The sequence below is a fragment of the Amycolatopsis sp. GM8 genome, from assembly GCF_021653975.1.
In the GTDB taxonomy this organism is placed as follows: domain Bacteria; phylum Actinomycetota; class Actinomycetes; order Mycobacteriales; family Pseudonocardiaceae; genus Amycolatopsis_E.
In genome coordinates, this window is sequence record NZ_JAJKFK010000001.1 from 756,415 (window position 1) to 772,983 (window position 16,569).

Sequence of the window (16,569 nt, forward strand, 5' to 3'; positions counted from 1 at the left end):
CCAGGAAGTCTTGACGAGATCCTTACGCCCGCGCGGCCGCGAAACCGGCCGACCGCTGCATACTCTGCGTCAGTGCCATCTCCCACTACGGTGCTCAAACGACTGGTGGTGGGCCGTCCCTTCCGCAGCGACCAGCTCACCCACCAGCTACTGCCGAAGCGGATCGCGCTGCCGATCTTCGCCAGCGACCCGCTGTCCTCCGTCGCCTACGCCACCCAGGAGATCATCCTGGTGCTCGCGCTGGGCGGGGTCGCGTTCCTGCACCTGACGCCGTACGTGGGGCTCGGTGTCGTCGTGCTGCTGCTGGTGGTCGTGCTGTCCTACCGGCAGGTGGTCCAGGCGTATCCGAGCGGCGGCGGCTCGTACGAGGTCGCGTCGAGAAACCTCGGCCGCGGGGCCGGGCTCGTGGTCGCCGGGGCGCTGCTGGTGGACTACATCATGACCGTCGCGGTGTCGGTCGCGTCCGGAGTGGACAACATCATCTCGGCGGTGCCCGAGCTCAACCCGTACCGGGTGCTGATCAACATCGTGTTCCTGCTGGTGCTCACCGCGATGAACCTGCGCGGAGTCCGGGAGTCGGGGCGGGCGTTCGCGGTCCCGACGTACGCCTTCGTCGTGGGCGTGCTGGTGATGGTCGTGGTCGGGCTGGCGCGGACGCTGGCCGGGCACGCGCCGGTCGCCGAGAGCGCGGGCTGGCAGATCCGGCCGGAGCAGGTGGGACTTTCCGGGCTGGCGCTGGCTTTCCTCGTGCTGCGAGCGTTTTCGTCCGGCTGCACGGCACTGACCGGTGCCGAGGCGATCTCGAACGGCGTCCCGGCGTTCCGGAAACCGAAGGGGCTCAACGCCGCGCGCACGATGAGCGTGATGGGCGCGCTGTCGATCGTGATGTTCAGCGGCATCACGCTGCTGGCACTGATCACGCATGTGCGCGTCACCGACAACACGTGCGATCTCATCGGCTATCCCGGCGACTGCGCGAACGGCGCCCAGCGGACGGTGATCGCGCAGATCGCGGCCGCGGTGTTCGGCGGCGACCACAGTGTGCTGTTCTTCTACATGCAGACCACCACGGCGCTGATCCTGATCCTCGCCGCGAATACCGCGTTCAACGGTTTTCCGTTGCTGTGCTCGATTCTCGCGCAGGACAGCTACCTGCCGCGGCAGTTGCGCACGCGGGGTGACCGGCTGACGTACTCGAACGGGATCATCGCGCTCGCGCTGATCGCCGCGCTGCTGATCTACGCGTTCGAGGGCTCGACCACGCGGCTCATCCAGCTGTACATCGTCGGGGTGTTCACCTCGTTCACGCTTGCGCAGGCGGGCATGGTCCGGCACTGGAACCGCGCGCTGCGGGACGCCGAGACGTCGCAGCGGCCCCGGCTGCACCGGGCCCGGTTCATCAACGCGTTCGGCGCCTGCTTCACCGGGGTCGTCCTCGTGGTCGTGCTGATCACGAAGTTCACCCACGGCGCCTACCTCGTGGTGATCGCGGTTCCGGTGCTGTTCGCGGTGATGCTCGCGATCCGGCGGCACTACCTGCGGGTGCGCGAGGAACTGGCGCCGGACGACGCGAGCAAGCTGCTGCCCAGCCGCGTGCACGCGCTCGTGCTGGTGTCCATGGTGAACAAGCCGGCGTTGCGGGCGCTCGCGTTCGCGCGGGCCACCCGGCCCGACACGCTGACCGCGATCACGCTCAACATCAGCGAGGCCGAGACGCTGGAACTGCGGCGGCAGTGGGAGAAGCTGGGGATGCACGTGCCGCTGAAGGTGCTCGAATCCCCGTATCGCGAAATGACCCGGCCACTGGTGAACTACGTCAAGAACCTGCGCCGGGAGAGCCCGCGGGACATCGTCTCGGTCTACATCCCGGAGTATGTCGTGGGGCGCTGGTGGGAGAACGTGCTGCACAACCAGAGTGCGTTGCGGCTCAAGGGGCGGCTGCTGTTCGAACCCGGGGTGATGGTGACGAGCGTGCCGTGGCAGCTGCGTTCGAGCGCCCGCCGCGATCTGGAGCACACCGCTCCGCAGCCGGGTGACATCAGGCGCGGACTTCCCTGAGACACCGCGAACGTCGAATTCGCCGTCCCGAACGTCGGACTCGGCGTCTGGGGCGTCGGACTCGCGGGTGGTGCCCGGTGGGGTCAAGGTGTCAGCCTGACCTCACCGGAAACCCTTGTCCGGCAACGCTTCCCCACGCGCCGGATCACTTCGTGGCGAGCCGCATCAGCGCCCACATCTGGGCGATCGCGTCCTCGTCGCCCGACCATTCGACCTCCCGCAGGGGCAGCCGCCCCCACATCCACAGGTACAGGTGCCAGGGTGGCGCCGTGACCAGGCCGTCGGCGCGGGCAGCCTCTTCCGCCGAGCAGCGCCAGGCTTCGGTGAACCCCGGCCCGGCCCGCGCGATCCAGTGGTGCCCGCCGGTACTCACCCCGACCGAATGCCGCGCGGTGCCGGACAGCCCGATCATCGAGAGCCGCTGGCCGAACCACACGACGAGCGCCTCGTCGACCCCGTCGATCGCGAAGTCTTCGGCCACCTCGCCGGGATACGTTCCGACGGCGTCCTGGACGTCGTACCGGTGAATCGTGGTTTCGTGCGCCATGCGGCGCCGCCAGAACCCGTACGTGTGATCCGCGGGCCACCAGCTCGCGGCGTACGAATCCGGGGCGTGCACCGAAAATTCGCGCATCAGCGCGACGAGCCCGGTGCGCAGATAGTCCTCAGTGGACTGTCTGGGTGCCGGATTCCGCTGCCACTCCTGGGGAGCGTGCCCTTCGGTGAGCCACAGCCGGGCCACCCGGTAACCACCGCCCAGGTGCCGGACGACCTCGCCGACGGTGAACAGCGGGGAGCTCGGCACCGTGATGTCGGGCGACGCCGTGCGGGCGGCGCCGAGCAGCAGCTCCACCTCGGCCCCGAGCGCGTCCAGGAACCGGCCGGGTTCGATCAGGGCTTGCCCGGCCATTACCGGCGCTGGACTTTCGCACGCGCCGGCCGGGCCGTGTCGCCGCGCGGGTGCACCACGCGGCCGGCGAGCTCCACGAACCGGCCGGCCTGCTGGCACAGCTGGGCCGCGGAGCGTTCGGTGATGCGCCGGGTGATCCCGGCCTGCGCGGCCGCGCGGGCGGCCGAGTTCGCGGCGAAGTACGACGACCATTCGGCCAGCTCGGGGGCCGCCGTCTCGAGCAGCACCCACACGCTGGCCGGACGGGCGCGGCCACGGTGCGGGCGGCCGCGGGCGGCGAGTACGGCGGCGCCGGCGCGCAGGGCGGCCAGGTAGGAGGTGATGAACTTGGTGACCGGGTCCGCGGCCTGTTCGGCCTCGGCGAGACCGTGCCGGGCTTCGTTCAGCAGCGACACGGCGGCCGGTGCTACCGGCGGCCGCTCCGGCAGCGGCAGCCGGGGCTGTTCGGGTTCGGTGTGGGACGCGACGGTGGCAACGGACATTGCCCCTCCCTGTTCGTGCTGGTGATAGCGGTGCCCGGCGCCGAGACGCTTCCCCCGTCCCCGCCACCGGACACCGCTCCCGGCGAGCGCTACACCGGATGTCGAACTTGTGTTCGAGCAACTTCCACATTAGCTTCGAACACGTGTTCGTTCAAGCCCCGATCCGGCGAGGTCACACGTCTGGCCACAACACCGAAGCCGGCGTTTCCATCTCCTGTTCGAGGCCGCCGGCCTTGCCCTCACACGATCGGCTGAGCGCGGGAACCCGACCGCACCCGGAGACGACTTGGAGTACGTCACGCCGGGCCGGTCCGCCACACCGGCCCACCGGCCCGGCGTCACTTCCCACGGGTCGTCAGTTGTTGGGCAAAAGAAAGGCCTCGTCCCGGAAAAAACTCGGGACGAGGCCCCCGCAGCTTCGCTCGGCGGATGCCTAGCGACAGCCCGAACAACAACCGCATCCGGGCCCCTTGCATGATCCGCAACTGTTCCCACAGCAACTCTTCACGAGATCACCTCCTTTTCGTGGTGGTGGTGTCCCCGTACTGGTCGCAGACACCGTGCGTCGAGTTCCGGAGACCACCCGAACGTGGGCATTCGATTACGCTGCACTCATGAAGGTGCGCGAAATCCCGCCGGGCAGTGGTATCAACGGGCGACCGATCCTGGCCGGCCAACCGGGAGTTCGGCACATCGCGTTCTATCGCGGCGGCTACTGGTGGACGTGGTGTGGCGAACAGGTCCCACGCGACCACCTGTGCCCTTCCGACGCCGAAGTCGAGAGCAGTCCGCCGTACTTCCACAGGAACTGCGCACCCTGCCAAGCCGAGTACCTGAGACTCGACGGAAAGGCCTGGCCGAAGGCGCGGTAGCAGCCTGATCCCGCCGCAGCCTGATGCCGCCGCCGGCGAGGGTGGTTTCCCACCTGGGCCTGGAGCCGCTCCCGGCGCTTGCCATGGTGAGCCAAGAGGGGGCACACCGTCGCCTGCCTGGGCGGTCCGTGATCTCATAGCACTATGAGCAGCCTCGACCACCCGGCGGTCGCGAAGGTCGCCGCCGCGCTGGCGGAAGCCGGCCAGCAGCGCGCCGCGGACGGGATCCGGATCCTGCCCGCCGAGGTGCGCACCGCGGCCCAGGCGGCGGAGGCACTCGGCGTCGAGGTGGGCGCGATCGCGAACAGCCTCATCTTCCGGGCCGTCTTCGCCGACCGCACCGCGCCCCTGCTGTCGCTGACCTCCGGCGCGCACCGCGCGGACACCGGAAAACTCGCGGAACTGATCGGGGCCCTCGCCGTCGAGAAAGCCGACCCGACATTCGTCAAGGAACACACCGGGCAGGTCATCGGCGGGGTGGCCCCGGTCGGTCACCCGGCGCCGATCGAGACGCTCGTGGACACCGCACTCGAGCAGTACGACGTGATCTGGGCCGCCGCCGGGCACGCCAAATCCGTGTTCCCGACCACCTTCGCCGGCCTGGTGGCGCTGACCGGCGGGCGAGCCGCGGGAGTGGGTTCATGACCACCGTGTCGACACAGTTCGTGCCGCTGACCGCCGACGAGTTCCGCATCCGGCTCCGCGAAGCGCTGGCGATCTACGTGGAAGCCATGCGCTACCCGCCGGGCACCGCCGAGCAGCGCGCGCCGATGTGGCTCACGCACGCGCTGCGCGACGGCTGGCGCTGCTACGCGGCGCTCGACGGCGACGGCGCGATGATCGGCATCGCCTACGGGTACCGCGGCAGCCCCGGCCAGTGGTGGCACGAGCAGGTCCGGCGCGGGCTGGTGAAAAGCCGCGGCGAGCAGGCCGCCGCCGACTGGCTCGACGACTACTTCGAGCTGACCGAGATCCACGTGCGGCAGCGGAACCAGGCCGGCGGAATCGGCGAGAACCTGTTGCGCCGCCTGCTCGACGGGGTGGCGAACCAGCACGTCCTGCTGTCCACGCCGGAAGGCCCGAGCCGCGCCTGGAAGCTGTACCGCCGCGTCGGTTTCGTCGACGTGCTGCGCGACTACCACTTCGCCGGCGACCCGCGGCCGTTCGCCATCCTCGGCCGCACGCTCCCGCTGGAGCGTGCGGCCGAGTAGGTCAGCCTGCCGATGCTTCGAGGTCGGCCAGTGCCGCGGCGGCCCGGAAGAACTTGTTACGCCCCAGGTCGCGCACGGTCTTGATGTTGAACGCTTCCTTGAGCAGTTCGCCGTCCTTGTCGGTCACCCCGGCCAGCGCTCCCACCGGGGCGTCGAGCACCTCGGGCAGCGACGACCCTTCGTACGCCTTGTCCAGCACCTTGTCCAGATTCGCGGAAATCGCCATGCGTCACAGCTCCTTCATCGTCGAGGGGACAAAGCGAGTGTCGCCGCTGCCAAGGCGTCTCGCTCGGTAAGGACGGCCGATCTGACCCATGTGAGCGACCCGGACCCTCACTCACGCAGGTAACTGATCGCGAGCGCCACGACGAGCAGGGCGGCGCCGGTCCAGCCGGTCACGCCCAGTTCGTCGTGCAGCAGCACCGCGGACAACACCGCCGCCGTCAGTGGTTCCAGCAGTGCCGACAGCGCCGCGACGACAGGCGACGCTGTGCGCAGCGCCAGGAAGTACGCGCCGTACGCGATTCCTGTTGGTACCAGGGCGAAGTACAGCGCGACCGCGAGCACGTCCGGGCGCAGCGGGATCGCCATGCCGAACACCAGCGCGAGCGGCAACAGCAGCAGACCGCCGAACAGCAGGCCGAAAGCCGTGGTACAGAAGGAATCCAGGCCCGGCACCGGACGGCGGGTGACCAGGGTGATCGTCGCGAACCCGGCGCCGGCGGCGAGCGCGAGCGCCACCCCGGCAGACAACCGGCCACCGCCCGGGACACCTTCCGGGGACCAGGTCAGCAGCACCAGCCCGGCCACCGCGACCGTCATCGACACCAGTGTCATGGTGCCCGGACGGCGGCGATGCCGGATCGCCGTGGCCAGCGCGACGAACACGGGCACGCTGCCGATGGTGATCATCGTGGCGATGCTGACCGAGGTCAGCGTGACCGCCCCGAAGTAGCAGGCCTGGAACTGCGCGAGCAGCGCCCCGGCGACGACCAGCCGGCACAGCACCGGCTTCGTCCATTGTGGACGGCGCCCGGCCAGTAGCAGGAACAGCACGGTGCAGCACCCGCCCAGCAGCAGCCGGTAGGTCGCGACCGGCAACGGGGCCAGCCCGGCCTTCGAGGCCAGGATGCTGCCGGACAGACCGCCGGTACCCCACAGGATGCCGGCGAGGATCAGCGCGAACGCCGACCGGCCGCGCGCGGGCGCGGCAAGGGATGTGGACATGAAGGATCGCTCCAGCGTCGAAGTGTCAGGACAGCCGACGCGGGGCGAAAACGCTTACCCGGTAATCGCCCCGCTAGGCGCGGGGCGGTGGGGTGACGCGGTAGATCCGGTGCCTGTTACCAATCCGGTCGAAAGGTAGGCACACCCACATCAACCGGAAGCGCCCTACACAAGGCGGATCGCCGTGACTGTCGGCCGGATTGGTACCCATAGGCTCAGTAGTCCAGTTCGGCTAGTTGTGCGCGGAGGGTGTCGAGCCCCATCCCGCCGAGGCGGAGGGCCTTGGTGTGGAAGTCCTTGATGTCGAAGGAAGATCCTTGCCGCCGGCGGGCGTCCTCGCGGGCTTCGAGCCACAGCCGCTCGCCCAGTTTGTACGCGGGCGCCTGGCCGGGCCAGCCGAGGTAGCGATCGATCTCGTCGTGCACGAGCGGCGGGTCGGTGATCGTGCGGGTCAGCATGAACTCCAGGCCCAGCTCCGGCGTCCACCGCTCGCCCTCGTGGAAGCCGGTGCCGGCCGGGATCTCCAGTTCGAGGTGCATACCGAAGTCGACCAGCACCCGCCCGGCGCGGAACAGTTGCTCCGAGAGCATGCCGAACAGGTTGCCGTCGTCGGAGAGGTAGCCCAGGTCCTGCATGAGCCGCTCGGCGTACAGCGCCCAGCCTTCGCCATGTCCGGACGTGAAGGCCATCAGCCGCTGGAACCGGTTCAGCGAGCGCTCGTACACGCCCGTCCCGATCTGCAGGTGATGTCCGGGCACACCCTCGTGGTAGACGGTGCTGACCTCGCGCCAGGTGGAGAACTCGTCGCGGCCCGGCGGCAGCGACCACCACATCCGGCCGGGACGGGAGAAGTCCTCGCTCGGCCCGGTGTAGTACGCACCAGCGCCGCCACCCGGCGGGGCGATCATGCATTCGAGCGCCATCACCTCGTCGGGGATCTCGAAGTGCTTGCCGCGCAACGCTTTCAGCGCGCTGTCGGACAGATCCTGCATCCACTGCCGGAACTCGTCCCTGCCCCGCACGCGATAGCGCGGGTCGGCGTCGAGCGCCTCGGCGGTCTCGGCGAGTGACGCGCCCGGCTTGAGACGCGCGGCGACCTGGCGCATTTCCGTTTCCAGGCGGGAGAACTCGCCCCAGCCCCACTCGTAGGCCTCGCGCGGGTCGAGCGCGGCGCCGATGAAATACCGCGACCACAGCCGATACGCGTCTTCGCCGACTGCGTCCTTGGTGCGTGCCTTGGGTCCGAGCTCCGCGCGCAGGAACCCGGCGAGTTCGGCATACCCCTCGCTCGCCGTGCGGGCGCCGCGCTCCAGATCGGCGCGCAGGACTTCCGGCACGTCGGCGATGAGGTTCTCGAAGAAACTCTTCTCCCCCTTCAGGCCCGCCCAGGTCTCGGCCTGTTCGGCGACCTTCGTGACCTGGCGCAGCGCGGGCGGGTTACCCGCGTCCGCGGCGGCGAGCAGGGAGGCGCGAACGCCGTCGAGGGCTTCGGCGACCTTTCCGAGCCGCGCGGAGATGTTCGCCCACTGCTCTTCGGTGTCGGTCGGCATGAGGTCGAACACCGAGCGCAGGTCCTGGACCGGGCTGGCTATCACGTTGAGGGAGGCCTCGTCGAGACCGGCTTCGTAGATCTCCACGTCCAGCCCGACGCGTTCGGTGAAGACGGCCTTCGCGGCACGCGCGGCAGGGTCGGTGACTTCGGTGCCGGCGATCGCGGCCAGCGCCCGCCGGGCGATCGCGGCGCGCGCGGCGTGCCCTTCGGGCGAGTAGTCGGACATCTGGTCGTCGTACCCGGGGATGCCCATCTCGGTCGCCGCCAGCGGATGCGCCGCCGCGAAATCGTCGACGAACTGGTCGCTGACCTCGTGCACAGATGCCATGCGGCCCAACTTACCGGTCCGCGGCAAGCCGGTTTTTCTACGCCCGCGCGGGCACCAGACCCAGCCGGTGCACGACCTCGCGCGTGGCCTTCGACCGGTTGAACGTGTAGAAGTGCAGGTCCGGCACGCCCTCGGCGACGAGCCGCTCGCACAGCTCGGTGACCACGTCGAGCCCCTCGGCGCGGAAGGCCTTCGGGTCGTTCTCCAGCGGTTCGAGCCGGTCCAGCAGCCACTGCGGGCAGGACGCGCCGGACAGCTTGATCGTGGTCTTCAGCGTGCGCGGCGTGGTCAGCGGCATCACGCCCGGGATGAGCAGCGCGTCGCTGCCCGCCGCGGCCACCCGGTCCCGCAGCCGCAGGAAGTCCTCGGCCTCGAAGAACAGCTGGGCGATGCCGAAGTCCGCGCCCGCGTTGAACTTGCGCACGAGATACCTGGTGTCCGTGTCCAGATCGGCCGAGCGGGGGTGCCCGTAGGGGAATGCGGACACGCCGACGCAGAAGTCGCCCAGCGAACGGACGAGCTCGACCAGCTCCTCCGCGTAGTTCAGGCCGTCGGGGTGCGCGACCCAGTCGCCGTACGGGTCACCCGGCGGGTCACCGCGCAGCGCCAGGATGTTGCGCACGCCGACCGCCGCGTACCAGCCGATCACGTTGCGCAGCTCGGCGACCGAGTGGTTCACCGCGGTCAGGTGCGCCATCGGCACCAGCGTGGTCTCGGTGGCGACGCGGGCGATGTTGCGGATCGTGCCGTCGCGGCTCGAACCGCCCGCGCCGTAGGTGATCGACATGTAGGCCGGGTCGAGCGTCTCCAGCTCGCGGATCGAGCGCCACAACACGGCCTCGTCGGCGGCGTCGCGGGGCGGCATGAACTCCACGGAGAACACCGGAGACGTGCCCTGCAGGCGCTCGACGACCGATTTCATACCCTGATACTAATGGCGCGGCAGGCACGCGACATATGTCTTAGGTCCCGGTTTTCGGGTTGTCGCAGGAGCGAGTTCAGCCCAGCCAGAGCAGAACGAGCACGTCGACTGTCACGTCCCCGCGGGGGCGAGTTCGCCCTCGGGGATTTCGGCGGCCCAGCGGCGGGCGAGTACCGCGCAGATCATCAGCTGGGCCTGGTGGAACAGCATCAGCGGCAGCACGATCAGCCCCACGGTGTGCGCGGGGAACAGCACCGTGGCCATCGGCAGCCCGCTGGCCAGGCTCTTCTTCGAGCCGCAGAAGATGATCGCGATCCGGTCCTCGCGGGAGAAGCCGAGGCGCGGGGTGACGAATTTCAGCACGCCCAGCACCACGAAGAACAGCACCAGGTTCACCGCGAGCAGCCCCACCAGCGACAGCCAGCTGAGCTGGTGCCAGATCCCGGCGACGACGCCCTCGCTGAACGCGGTGTAGACGATGATCAGGATGACACTGCGGTCGGCCCGGCCGAGCACTTTCTTGTGCGCGGTGATCCAGCCGCCGATCCAGCGCCGCAGCAGCTGGCCCGCGACGAACGGCACCAGCAGCTGCAGCACGATCGACGTGAGCGCGTGCAGCGAAAACCCCGAACCGGTCGTGTGCAGCAGCAGGCCCACCAGCAGCGGGGTGAGGATGATGCCGATGATGCTGGAGAACGACGCGGCGCAGATCGCGGCCGCGACGTTGCCGCGCGCGATCGAGGTGAACGCGATCGAGGAGTTCACCGTGGACGGCAGCGCGCACAGGAAGATCACGCCGGCCGCCAGCGCCGGGGTCAGCACCGACGGCACGAGCAGCTTCGCGCCCAGGCCCAGCAGCGGGAACAGCACGAAGGTCGCGACCAGGATGGTCAGGTGCAGCCGCCAGTGCTTGAGCCCGGCCATCGCCTCCGCTGTGGACAGTCGCGCCCCGTAGAGAAAGAACAGCGCGCCGACCCCGATCGTGCTCACGGTCGAGGCGATGTCGGCGCCCTGACCCCGCGCCGGCAGCAGGCAGGCGACGCCCACCGCGGCCAGGATGGCGAGGATGAACGGGTCGATCCGGCTCTTCGTGAGCAGCGCGGCCCCACGCATGAATGCTCCCTTCGCTCACTGGATCTCCCGATCATCCGTTCGGCCACACCGATTGTGAAGTATGATCGCTGCCATAACTGTTATCACGGCACGTGATATACGGTTTTCAGCGTGCTCGATCCGGTGTGGCTCAAGACCTTTCTCGTGGTCGCCGAGACCCGCAGTTTCACGCGCGCCGCGCAGCGCCTCGGACTCCGGCAATCGACCGTCAGCCAGCACATTCGCAAGCTCGAACAGGCCAGCACGCAACAGCTTTTCGTGCGGGACACGCATTCGGTCGAGCTGACTCCGGACGGCGAGGCGATGCTCGGTTTCGCGAGCAACGTCATCGACACGATCGACCGCGCTATGAGCTATTTCACAGGCACCGAACTACGCGGAAGGGTGCGATTCGGCGCCTCCGAGGACTTCGTGGCGGGGCCGCTGCCGGAGATCCTCGGCGAGTTCCGCCGCTCGCATCCGCAGGTCGACCTGGAGCTGACCGTCGCGCTGTCCGGTGTGCTGCACGAACAACTGCGCGCGGGCGAGCTCGATCTGGTGCTGTGCAAGCGGCAGGCGGGCGGAGACGCCGCCGGTGCATTGTGGACGGAGCCGCTGGTCTGGGCCGGGCGCCCGGGCATCGAGCTGGATCCGGGCGATCCGGTGCCGCTGATCGCGTACCCGCCGCCGAGCATCACCCGCGCGCGTGCGCTGGAAGCGTTGCAGCGCAACGGAAAGCACTCGCGGATCGTGTGCACCAGCGGCAGCCTCAACGGGTTGCGCGCCGCGGCGCTGGCGGGGCTCGGCGTCGTCGTGTTCGCCCGCAGCCTCGTCCCGGACGGTCTCGTCGAGCTGCCGGAAGGGCACGGGCTGCCGGATCCGGGCTCGGTCGATTTCATCCTGAGCGCGCGGCGTTCGGCGCTGACCGGCCCCGCGGCCGCGTTATCCGAGGCGATCCAGGCCGGCGCCGGCCGGCTGCACGCCGCGCCCTGACCGTTCGGCGAGGAGCGCGCCCGGGGTGAGCCCGGCGAGCGCACGGACTTCGCGGGTCAGATGAGCCTGGTCGGCGTAACCGGCCACGGCGGCTAGATCCGCCAGCCCGGCTTTGCTCGTGTCGGCGGCGTGCAGGAAACGCTGGAACCGGCCGACCCGCTGCACCGCCTTCGGGCTGATCCCGGTGTGGTCGAGGAAAAGCCGTCGCAGGTGCCGTTCGGTGAGCCCGAGTCCGGCGGCGACTTCGGCGACCGCCGTCTCGGCCGACCACAGCTCGCGCACCGCCCGCCGCACCCGCGCGTCGACGGGGGCCGGCCGCAGGACGTCCGGGAAGCGTCCGGCCCACACCTGTTCGGCGACCGCACGCGCCACCCGATCGGGTAGTACTGCGGTCAACGGCAGCGTCCGGTCCCGCAACTCCCGCGCCGGCAGCCGGAGCAGGGGCCCGAGCGCCTCGGTCCGGAACCGGAGACCGCGCAGGTGAGAGCCCTCGGGCAGCGGTACCAGGTCGACCCGCATCGTCGGCCCCACCACCAGCGTTTCGCCGTCAGCGGACACGATCACGTCCGAGCAGCCGTCCGGGACCACGCGCTGCACGTCGTCGGCCGACGTGCGCTGCTCCCACCAGCAGCGGACCACGCCAGGCCCCTGACGTTCGCGGTAGAACGACACCTGCCGAGTATGACCGCGGTAGGTAACGGTCGCCGGTAACCGAACGACTACTCCCCTGTCCCGACCAAGAACGAACGGGGAACGGATGATCCGGGTACTCGGTGTGCATGGCATCGGCACCCACCGCTACCACCGCCGAACAGGTTCGCCCGAACAGGCGGCGACCGCACTCGCGACGGACTGGTTCCGTCACCTCGGCACAGCCATGCCCGCGAACTCGTCCGTCGACCTGCGAGTCGCGTACTACGCGCACCTGCTGCACCCCGAGTCCGGCCCGCCCGTGGACGAGGACCCGGCGATGCTGGCGCCTGCCGAGCAACAGCTGTTCCTCGACTGGATCGGGCTGCTGAACCCCGCGCTCGACGGGACCGTGGAGGCGGCCGGAGACTGGCTCGCCCGCACGCACGGTTCGGCCACCCGGCTGTTCGCGCTGACCTTCTGCCGCGAGCTGCACGCGTACCTGTCCGACACCGACGCCCGTGAGGCTGTGCGCCAGACCGTCGCGGAGGCGATCGACGCGGTCGAACCGGATGTCGTCGTGGCCCACTCGCTCGGCAGTGTCGTGGCGTACGAATCCCTTTGGGCACACCAGAATCGCGAAGTCGGCCTGCTCGTGACGCTCGGCAGCCCGCTGGCCATGCCCGGCGTCGTGGCCGACCAGCTGGAGCCGGGGGACGACGAGCGCCGGCCGCCACGGGTGTCCCGCTGGGTCAACCTCGCCGACCCCGGCGACATCGCCGCCGTCCCGCCCGGCGGGCTGGCGCGGCGGTTCGCGGTGGACGAGGACATCCGCATCACCGCGGGCATGTGGGAGTTCCAGACGCCCGGGGCCTACCTGCGCTCGACCGACGTCACCGGCGTGATCTTCGGCGCCGACTCGATCACTTGAACAGGTCGTCGGTGACGACGCCCGGTTCCTGATCGGGCCGGATGAACCATTCGGTGCCGAACGCGACGGCGAACGCCTCGTCCGGCATCGCGAGGAAAGCCGATTCCTCGCTGATCTGGCTGGGGTGGGCCCGCATCGCCTGCCGCTTGTAGGACAGCCACGGCGTCACGTCGACCACGGTTCCGATCTCCGCCTCGGGCGTGCCGACGGCCTGCAGCTGCTCCCGCGGCGGCATGGGCTGCCCGGACCGCTCCATGCCCGCGATCATCCGCTCGCGGCTCGCGGTGGCCTGGAACACCCGTGGCGTGCCGGCGAGCTCGGCCGCGCGCATCCCGACCCGGTGTACCTGGATGTGGTCGGGGTGGCCGTAGTTCCCATGGTCGTCGTAGCAGGTCAGGACTTCCGCGTTCTCCTCGCGCAGGATCGCGGCGAGCTTCTCCGCCGCTTCCTCGACGTCCGCGGTCCAGAACGACCCGGGCGCGTCGTTGGCCGGCTCGCCCATCATCCCGGAGTCGATGTACCCGAGGAACTCGACGCGGGCGACGCCCAGAATTTCCGCCGCTGCCTCGGTTTCGGCCACCCGGCGCCGCCACAGCGGTTCGCCCTCGGCCAGGAACCCTTCGGGCACCTCGCCGTTCTCCCCTCGCGTGGCGACGACGAGCACGACGCGGTGCCCGTCCTCGTAGGCTTTGCGCATCACACCGCCACACACGATGCATTCGTCGTCGGGATGGGCATGGAAGGTCACAAGAGAGGCCACGTCGCGAGATTACGTCGGTCGTCACACCGTCACCACCCCGCCGGGCGAAAGTCGCGGGAAGCCCGGACGATAGGGGCATGGAACACGACGCCGATCTGCCGGGCCGCGTCGAGCGCGTGCTGGCCCGGTTCCTGCGCGAAGCGGGCGAGCAGATCCAGGCGACCGAACCCGGGTTCGCCTCCGGCGTCGACGCGCTCACGGAATTCGTGCTACGCGGGGGAAAACGACTGCGGCCGACGTTCGCGTGGTGGGCCTGGCGCGGCACCGGCGGCGACGAGTCCGACGCGGAAGGCGTGCTGGAGGTGGTCGCGAGCCTGGAGCTGGTGCAGGCCTGCGCGCTCATCCACGACGATGTCATCGACTCCTCCGACTCGCGGCGCGGCCGGCCGACCGTGCACGTCGCGTTCGCCGATCTGCACACCGCCCAGCAGTGGTCCGGGATGCCGGCGGCGTTCGGGCGCGCGGTGGCCGTGCTCATCGGCGACCTCGCGCTCGCCTGGGCCGACGACATGTTCGGCGCGGCGCCGCTGCCCGAACGGGTCCTCGACGCGGCGCGCCCGGTGTGGCGCGCGATGCGGACGGAAGTCCTGGCAGGGCAGTACCTCGACATCCACACGCAGGCCACCGGGGACGCCTCACCCGAGGCGGCGCTGCGGGTGAGCCGCCTCAAAACCGCCGCGTACACGGTGGAACGGCCGTTGCAGCTGGGCGCCGCGCTGGCCGGGGCGCCCGCCGGGCAGGTGGCCGCGCTGCGGGAGTTCGGCCGCGATCTCGGGATCGCGTTCCAGCTGCGCGACGATCTGCTTGGGGTATTCGGCGATCCGTCGGTCACCGGCAAGCCCGCGGGCGACGATCTGCGTGAGGGCAAGCGAACCCTGTTGATCGCGCTCGGGCTGCGGCAGGCCGGTGCCGCGCAGGCCGGGATCATCACCGCGGCGCTGGGCAATCCGGCACTGTCCGAAAAGGAGGTCGACCAGGTGCGTGCGACGTTGCGGGAAGCCGGCGCGGTGTCCGCTGTGGAGCGCCGCATCGACGAGCTGACCGGTACCGCGCTTTCGGCTCTGCGTAAGGCGGATCTCACCGAGCCGGCGACCGCCGCGCTGACCGGGCTCGCGGCCAGAGCCACCCAGAGGACGTACTGAATGCGCACCGGTCAGGTCGTCGTGATCGGGGCCGGGCTCGCCGGCCTGTCCGCGGCGCTGCACCTGCTCGGCGCGGGCCGCGCGGTCACGGTGCTGGAACAGGAAGACCGGCCGGGCGGGCGGGTCGGCGGCCAGGAGTACGACGGGTACACGGCGGACACGGGCGCGACCGTGCTCACCATGCCGGAGCTGCTCGACGAGGCGCTGGCGGCGGCAGGCCAGCCGAACCCGTTGCGGCTCGTCCGGCTGGATCCGGCCTACCACGCGCGATTCGCCGACGGCAGCTCGATCGCCGTGCGCACCGACGGCGACGCGATGGAAGCGGAGATCCGCGCGTTCGCGGGCGCGCGTGAGGCCGACGGCTACCGGAAGCTGCGCCGGTGGCTGACCGAGCTGTACGCGGTCGAGAAGGACCGTTTCCTGGGCGCGAACTTCGACTCACCGCTCGATCTCGCGCGGCCGGAGTTGCTGAAACTGCTCGCACTGGGCGGATTCGGGCGGCTCGGCCCGCGGATCGGCCGGTTCCTCGGTGACGAGCGGTTGCGGCGGTTGTTCTCGTTCCAGGCGCTTTACGCGGGTCTGGACCCGCGGACCGCGCTCGCCGCGTACGGCGTCATCCCGTACATGGACACGATCGCGGGCGTGTACTACCCGCTCGGCGGCATGGGCCGGGTCGGGCGCGTGCTCGCGGACGCCGCCGAGCGGGCCGGTGCGCGGCTGCGGTTCAAGACCGAAGCCGCTTGGCTGGAAAGGGTTTCCGGGCGCGTGCGGGCGGTGCGCACGCGCGCGGGCGAGCGGATCGAATGCGACGCGGTCGTGCTGGCGACCGAGCTGACCACGGCCTACCGGCTGCTCGGCGCCCGGCCGCGGCGGCCGGTTCCGCTGCGGTTCTCGCCGTCCGCGGTGGTCATGCACGGCCGGACCGGCCGCAGCTGGCCGGAGCTGGGCCACCACACGATTTTCTTCGGTGCCGCCTGGAAAAGGACGTTCGCGGAGATCATCCGTGAAGGACGGCTGATGTCCGATCCGTCGCTGCTGGTGACCCGGCCGACCGCGACCGATCCGTCGCTGGCCTCGAGCGGGCAGGTGGTGTCCGTGCTCGCGCCCGCGCCGAACCTGCGCGCCGGCCGGATCGACTGGTCCCGCGTCGGCCCGGCCTATCGAGAGGAACTGGTGCGGGTACTGGCTTCCCGCGGACTGACCGGGTTCGGCGAGGCGTACCGAGTGGACGAACTGGTCACGCCACGGGACTGGGCGGACCGCGGGCTGGCCGCCGGCACGCCGTTCTCGCTGGCGCACACCTTCACCCAAACGGGACCATTCCGCCCACGAAACCTGGTGCGGGGCATGGAAAACGTGGCACTGGCCGGCTGCGGCACGACACCGGGCGTTGGCATCCCACCGGTGCTGATCTCCGGCCGTCTCGCCGCCGCGAGGATCACGATGATCACTTAAGCTG

At 70.1% G+C, this 16,569-nt stretch carries 16 protein-coding genes; 7 read left to right on the forward strand and 9 right to left on the reverse strand.

Annotated features, from left to right (window positions below):
- The first annotated feature begins 72 nt into the window (after positions 1–72).
- Complete coding sequence (locus LOZ83_RS03625) at positions 73–2,058, forward strand: APC family permease (RefSeq protein ID WP_236788737.1); 1,986 nt, start codon at positions 73–75, stop codon at positions 2,056–2,058.
- A gap of 145 nt (positions 2,059–2,203) precedes the next feature.
- On the opposite strand, the gene LOZ83_RS03630 is transcribed toward LOZ83_RS03625, so the two are convergent.
- Both LOZ83_RS03630 and LOZ83_RS03635 read right to left on the reverse strand, forming a co-directional pair.
- The gene (locus tag LOZ83_RS03630) at positions 2,204–2,968 is read right to left on the reverse strand and encodes a maleylpyruvate isomerase N-terminal domain-containing protein (protein WP_236788738.1); all 765 of its coding nucleotides are present in this window, start codon (positions 2,966–2,968) and stop codon (positions 2,204–2,206) included.
- Positions 2,968–3,450 (reverse strand): SAV_6107 family HEPN domain-containing protein, encoded by a 483-nt coding sequence (locus LOZ83_RS03635; protein ID WP_236788739.1) that lies wholly within the window; start codon positions 3,448–3,450, stop codon positions 2,968–2,970. Before LOZ83_RS03635 ends, LOZ83_RS03630 begins: the two co-directional genes overlap by 1 nt.
- A 1,016-nt stretch (positions 3,451–4,466) precedes the next feature.
- Here LOZ83_RS03635 and LOZ83_RS03640 point away from each other — a divergent pair.
- Complete coding sequence (locus tag LOZ83_RS03640) at positions 4,467–4,967, forward strand: YbaK/EbsC family protein (protein ID WP_236788740.1); 501 nt, start codon at positions 4,467–4,469, stop codon at positions 4,965–4,967.
- Positions 4,964–5,533, forward strand: a complete 570-nt coding sequence (locus tag LOZ83_RS03645; RefSeq protein ID WP_236788741.1) for an N-acetyltransferase — start codon at positions 4,964–4,966, stop codon at positions 5,531–5,533. Before LOZ83_RS03640 ends, LOZ83_RS03645 begins: the two co-directional genes overlap by 4 nt.
- Position 5,534: 1 nt before the next feature.
- Here the strand turns inward: LOZ83_RS03645 and LOZ83_RS03650 are convergent, their stop codons facing one another.
- The 5 genes from LOZ83_RS03650 to LOZ83_RS03670 all read right to left on the reverse strand — a co-directional run bounded on the left by LOZ83_RS03650 (position 5,535) and on the right by LOZ83_RS03670 (position 10,675).
- Positions 5,535–5,759, reverse strand: a complete 225-nt coding sequence (locus tag LOZ83_RS03650; RefSeq protein ID WP_236788742.1) for a hypothetical protein — start codon at positions 5,757–5,759, stop codon at positions 5,535–5,537.
- A 107-nt stretch (positions 5,760–5,866) separates the two neighbouring features.
- Entirely contained in the window at positions 5,867–6,760 is an 894-nt protein-coding gene (locus tag LOZ83_RS03655; protein ID WP_236788743.1) for a DMT family transporter, read from the reverse strand.
- A 215-nt stretch (positions 6,761–6,975) separates the two neighbouring features.
- Positions 6,976–8,640 carry a DUF885 domain-containing protein gene (locus LOZ83_RS03660; RefSeq protein WP_236788744.1) on the reverse strand — a complete coding sequence of 555 codons (1,665 nt, stop codon included), beginning with the start codon at positions 8,638–8,640 and terminating at the stop codon, positions 6,976–6,978.
- A gap of 37 nt (positions 8,641–8,677) precedes the next feature.
- Positions 8,678–9,562, reverse strand: a complete 885-nt coding sequence (locus tag LOZ83_RS03665; RefSeq protein WP_236788745.1) for a methylenetetrahydrofolate reductase — start codon at positions 9,560–9,562, stop codon at positions 8,678–8,680.
- 111 nt (positions 9,563–9,673) lie between these two features.
- A complete protein-coding gene (locus LOZ83_RS03670) occupies positions 9,674–10,675 on the reverse strand; it encodes a bile acid:sodium symporter family protein (protein WP_236788746.1) in 1,002 nt (333 codons plus the stop codon).
- A 111-nt stretch (positions 10,676–10,786) separates the two neighbouring features.
- Here LOZ83_RS03670 and LOZ83_RS03675 point away from each other — a divergent pair, with 111 nt between their 5' ends.
- Positions 10,787–11,647: a LysR family transcriptional regulator gene (locus tag LOZ83_RS03675; RefSeq protein WP_236788747.1), complete on the forward strand. Its 861-nt coding sequence runs from the start codon at positions 10,787–10,789 to the stop codon at positions 11,645–11,647.
- On the opposite strand, the gene LOZ83_RS03680 is transcribed toward LOZ83_RS03675, so the two are convergent.
- Entirely contained in the window at positions 11,597–12,319 is a 723-nt protein-coding gene (locus LOZ83_RS03680; protein ID WP_236788748.1) for a helix-turn-helix domain-containing protein, read from the reverse strand. The two genes, LOZ83_RS03675 and LOZ83_RS03680, sit on opposite strands and share 51 nt — an antisense overlap.
- A gap of 85 nt (positions 12,320–12,404) precedes the next feature.
- Between LOZ83_RS03680 and LOZ83_RS03685 the strand changes: the two genes are divergently transcribed.
- Positions 12,405–13,208: a serine peptidase gene (locus LOZ83_RS03685; protein WP_236788749.1), complete on the forward strand. Its 804-nt coding sequence runs from the start codon at positions 12,405–12,407 to the stop codon at positions 13,206–13,208.
- On the opposite strand, the gene LOZ83_RS03690 is transcribed toward LOZ83_RS03685, so the two are convergent.
- Positions 13,201–13,968 (reverse strand): PIG-L family deacetylase, encoded by a 768-nt coding sequence (locus tag LOZ83_RS03690; RefSeq protein WP_236788750.1) that lies wholly within the window; start codon positions 13,966–13,968, stop codon positions 13,201–13,203. The genes LOZ83_RS03685 and LOZ83_RS03690 overlap by 8 nt on opposite strands.
- Before the next feature lie 77 nt (positions 13,969–14,045).
- Here LOZ83_RS03690 and LOZ83_RS03695 point away from each other — a divergent pair, with 77 nt between their 5' ends.
- Together LOZ83_RS03695 and crtI are read left to right on the forward strand one after the other, a co-directional pair.
- Complete coding sequence (locus LOZ83_RS03695) at positions 14,046–15,110, forward strand: polyprenyl synthetase family protein (protein WP_236788751.1); 1,065 nt, start codon at positions 14,046–14,048, stop codon at positions 15,108–15,110.
- Positions 15,111–16,565 carry a phytoene desaturase family protein gene (crtI, locus tag LOZ83_RS03700; protein ID WP_236788752.1) on the forward strand — a complete coding sequence of 485 codons (1,455 nt, stop codon included), beginning with the start codon at positions 15,111–15,113 and terminating at the stop codon, positions 16,563–16,565.
- Positions 16,566–16,569: the final 4 nt, after the last annotated feature.